The sequence below is a fragment of the Streptomyces sp. NPDC046465 genome (assembly GCF_040646035.1).
Taxonomy (GTDB): Bacteria; Actinomycetota; Actinomycetes; order Streptomycetales; family Streptomycetaceae; genus Streptomyces.
On the sequence record NZ_JBEYZK010000066.1, the window covers coordinates 1 to 4,092 of the forward strand.

The window sequence follows — 4,092 nt, forward strand, 5'->3', positions numbered from 1 at the left end:
TCCCGTACATGCGCGGCGAGCTTCGCCGCCTGCGCGGACAGCGATCCACTGCCACGGCCCGACAGCACCCACGGCACCACCGAGGGCACCGGAGCAGCATCCGACTCCTCCTCCGGAGCCTCCGTAGCCAGAGCCTCCGCATCCGGCACCTGCTCCAGGATGACGTGGGCGTTGGTGCCGCTCACACCGAACGAAGAGACCCCCGCGCGCCGCACCCGGTCCACCTCCGGCCACGCCCGCGACTCCGCCAGAAGCTCCACTCCGCCCGTCGACCAGTCCACATGCGACGAGGGCTCATCCACGTGCAGTGTGCGGGGAAGGATCCCGCGTCGCAGCGCCTCCACCATCTTGATCACACCGGCCACACCGGCCGCCGCCTGCGTATGCCCGATGTTCGACTTCAACGACCCCAGCCACAGCGGCTCCCCCGACCTGCGATCACGCCCGTACGTCGCCAACAACGCCTGCGCCTCGATCGGATCACCCAGTGTCGTCCCCGTGCCGTGCGCCTCCACGACGTCCACGTCGGCACCCGTCACCCCCGCACTGGCCAGGGCGGCCCGGATCACCCGCTCCTGCGACGGACCGTTCGGCGCCGTCAGACCGTTCGACGCACCGTCCTGGTTCACCGCCGAACCCCGCACCACCGCGAGCACCCGATGCCCGAGCCGACGCGCGTCCGACAGCCGCTCCACCAGCAACACCCCGACACCCTCGGACATCCCGAAGCCGTCGGCCGCCTCGGCGAACGGCTTGCAGCGGCCGTCCGCGGCGAGGCCGCGCTGCCGGGAGAACCCGATGACGCCCTCCAGGGTCGACATGACGGAGATGCCGCCGGCCAGGGCCATCGTGCACTCACCGCTGCGCAGCGCCTGCGCCGCCAGGTGCAACGCCACCAGCGACGACGAGCACGCCGTGTCCACCGTCACCGCGGGACCCTCGAGCCCCAGCGTGTAGGACACCCGGCCGGACAGGACACTCGCGGCGTTGCCGATGACGAGGTAGCCCTCGTCGGCCTGGCCGGGGTCGGTCTGGCGGCCGTAGTCCTGGCCGTGGGTTCCGACATAGACGCCGGTACGCGTTCCGGCGAGGGAGGTCGGGTCGATGCCCGCCCGTTCGAACGCCTCCCAGGACACTTCGAGCAGCAGCCGCTGCTGCGGGTCCATCGCCAGCGCCTCACGCGGCGACACCCCGAACAGCTCCGCGTCGAAGTCGCCCACGCCGTCGAGGAAGCCGCCACCGCGCACATAGGTCTTGCCGGGCGCGCTCGGGTCCTCGTCGTAGATTCCGTCCAGGTCCCAGCCGCGGTCGGTCGGCAGACCGGCGATGGCGTCACCGGCCGTCGAGACCAACTGCCACAGTTCGTCGGAGGTGGTGATCCCGCCGGGGAAGCGGCAGCTCATCGACACGATCGCGATCGCGTCGTCGTCCGATGCCCCGTCCTCTGCCCCGTCCTCGCCGGACACCGTGAGCGGCGCCGAGTACTGCTCCACCTCTGGTGTCGTGCCTCCCAGTTCGGTGAGCAGGTGTGCGGCCAGGGCCTTGGGGGTCGGGTGGTTGAAGATGAGCGCGGCGGGCAGGCGGATGCCGGTGGCCTCGGTGAGGCGGTTGCGGAGTTCGACCGCGGTGAGCGAGTCGAACCCGGCCTCCTTGAAGGCGCGTTGCGCGTCCACGGCGTCGGCGGTCGCGTGTCCGAGGACGGCGGCCGCGCTGCTTCGCACGAGCTGGAGAAGTTCCCGGTCCTTGTCGGCCGCGGACAGCGCGGCCAGGCGCCGGGTGAGGGCCGTGCCGCCGTCGGACGTCTCGCGCCGCTGGATGACGCGCCGGGACGAGGCCCGCACCAGGTTCCGGAGAAGCGGCGGGACTTCGTCGCTGTCGCGGACAGCCGTCAGATCGAGGCGGATCGGCACCAAGGTCGGCCGCCCGGCTTCCAGGGCCGCGTCGAAGAGGTCCAGGCCCTGCTCGGCCGAGAGCGGGAGGGTGCCGTTCCTTGCCATCCTGGCGAGGTCGGTGTCGCTGAGCCGGCCGCCCATGCCCGCCTTCTCGGCCCACAGCCCCCAGGCCAGCGAGACGGCGGGCAGACCCTGACCGTGGCGGTGTCCGGCGAACGCGTCGAGGAAGGCGTTGCCCGCCGCGTAGTTGCCCTGCCCCGCGCCGCCGAAGGTCGAGGAGGCGGAGGAGTAGAGGACGAAGGCGGCGAGGTCGAGGTGACGGGTCAGCTCGTGCAAATGCCAGACGGCGTCGACCTTCGCACGCAGCACGGCGTCCCACTGCTCGGGGCGCAGCGAGCCGAGCACGCCGTCGTCGACGATGCCCGCGGTGTGCACCACTCCGACGAGGCGGTCGCCCAGCGAGTCGACGACCTCGGCGATGGCCTGGCGGTCGGCGACGTCGGCGGCCACCGAGCGGACGGTGACCCCGGTCGCCGAGAGCTCGGCGAGGCGTTCGTCCGAGACACCGGAGCGGGAGAGCAGGACGAGTTCGCCGACGCCGTGCGCGGCCACCAGGTGGTCGGTGACGAGCCGGCCGAGTCCGCCGGTGGCACCGGTCACGAGGACCGCGCCGCCCGCGAGTCGCGAGACCGGTGGCACGGCGACGGGTTCGGCCCGCCGCAGCCGGGCGACGAGCACCTGCCCGTTCCGGACCGCGACCTGCGGTTCGTCACCGCTGAGGGCGAGCCCGGCGGTGACGGCCGACGGGTCGTCGGTGTCGGTCTCGACGAGCCCGAACCGGCCGGGGTTCTCCGACTGGGCGGTACGTACGAGTCCGCATACGGCCTCGTGGACGAGTTCGCCGGTGCGGGTCATTACGACCAGGCGGGCTGAGGCCCGGCGCGGGTCGGCGAGCCAGTCCTGCAGGACGGTCAGGGCCTCGAGCCCGACGGCATGCACACGTGAGGGCACGTCGGCCCGCTCGTCGCCGTCACTCACTCGGTATACGACCAGGTCAGGAGTGTCGTCGCCCTTCATGTCGTCGTGGTACGTCCACGCCACCGGGGCGCTTGCCGCCGTCGGCGCGGGCACCCACTCCACCTCGAAGAGGGAGTCGCGCCGCCCCTGTGCGGCCGCACGCAGCTGCTCCGGGTCGACGGGGCGTACGACGAGGCTGTCGATGTCGAGCACCGGTGCGCCGCTCTCGTCGACGGCGCTGATGGCGACGGCCTCGGGCCCCGCGGGTGTGAGTGTGACCCGCAGGGTCCGCGCGCCGACCGCGTGCACGCGCACACCGGCCCAGGAGAAGGCCAGCCGCGGCCGGTCGGGCTCGGCGAAGAACCCGGAGACGCCGAGCGGGTGGAGTGCGGCGTCCACCAGGACCGGATGCACTCCGTACTGATCGGTCGCCGAGTCCAGGGCGGCGTCGGGCAGGGCGACCTCGGCGTACAGCCGGCCCTCCTCGGTCCATACGGCGCGTACCGCGTGGAAGGCGGGCCCGTAGTCGACCGTGAGGTTGTCGTAGAAGCCGTCGAGGTCCACCGGGCGGGACCCGGTCGGCGGCCAGACGGCGCTGCCGCCCGTGGGCGCGGCGGTGGACCGGGTCAGTGCGCCGCTCGCGTTCTCCGTCCACTCCTCGTCCGTGCCCGCGCGGGCGTGCAGCCGGACCGTTCGGCTCCCCGAGGCGTCCTCGGTGCCGACCCTCAGCTGGATGTCGACGCCGCCGGACTCGGGGACGAGGAGGGGCGCGGAGATGGTCAGCTCCTCGACGACCGGCGCGCCCAGTTCCTCCCCGACGTGCGCGAGCATGTCGAGCAGTGCGGTTCCGGGGAGGAGGGCGATGCCGTTGACACGGTGGTCACCGAGCCAGGGATGCGTCTTCAACGAGACACGGCTGGTGAACAACGTGCCCGAACCATCGGGCAGTTCGACCCGCGCACCCAGCAACGGATGCTCCACCGCATCAAGACCCGCAGCACCCACATCACCCCGCGCCCCCGACGCCTCCAGCCAATAACGCTGATGCTGGAAGGCATACGTCGGCAACTCCACCCCAGCACCCGGCCGCTCGGGCAGTACCGCCGACCAGTCGACGTCCACCCCCCGCACCCACAGCCCCGACACCGACGCCACGAACCGCTCCAGCCCACCCTCACCACGC

General features: G+C 72.4%; 1 protein-coding gene. It reads right to left on the minus strand.

Annotated elements, in window-relative coordinates:
• The coding region (locus tag ABZ953_RS39060) for an SDR family NAD(P)-dependent oxidoreductase (protein ID WP_361734261.1) at positions 1–4,092 on the minus strand (4,092 nt) is incomplete at both ends.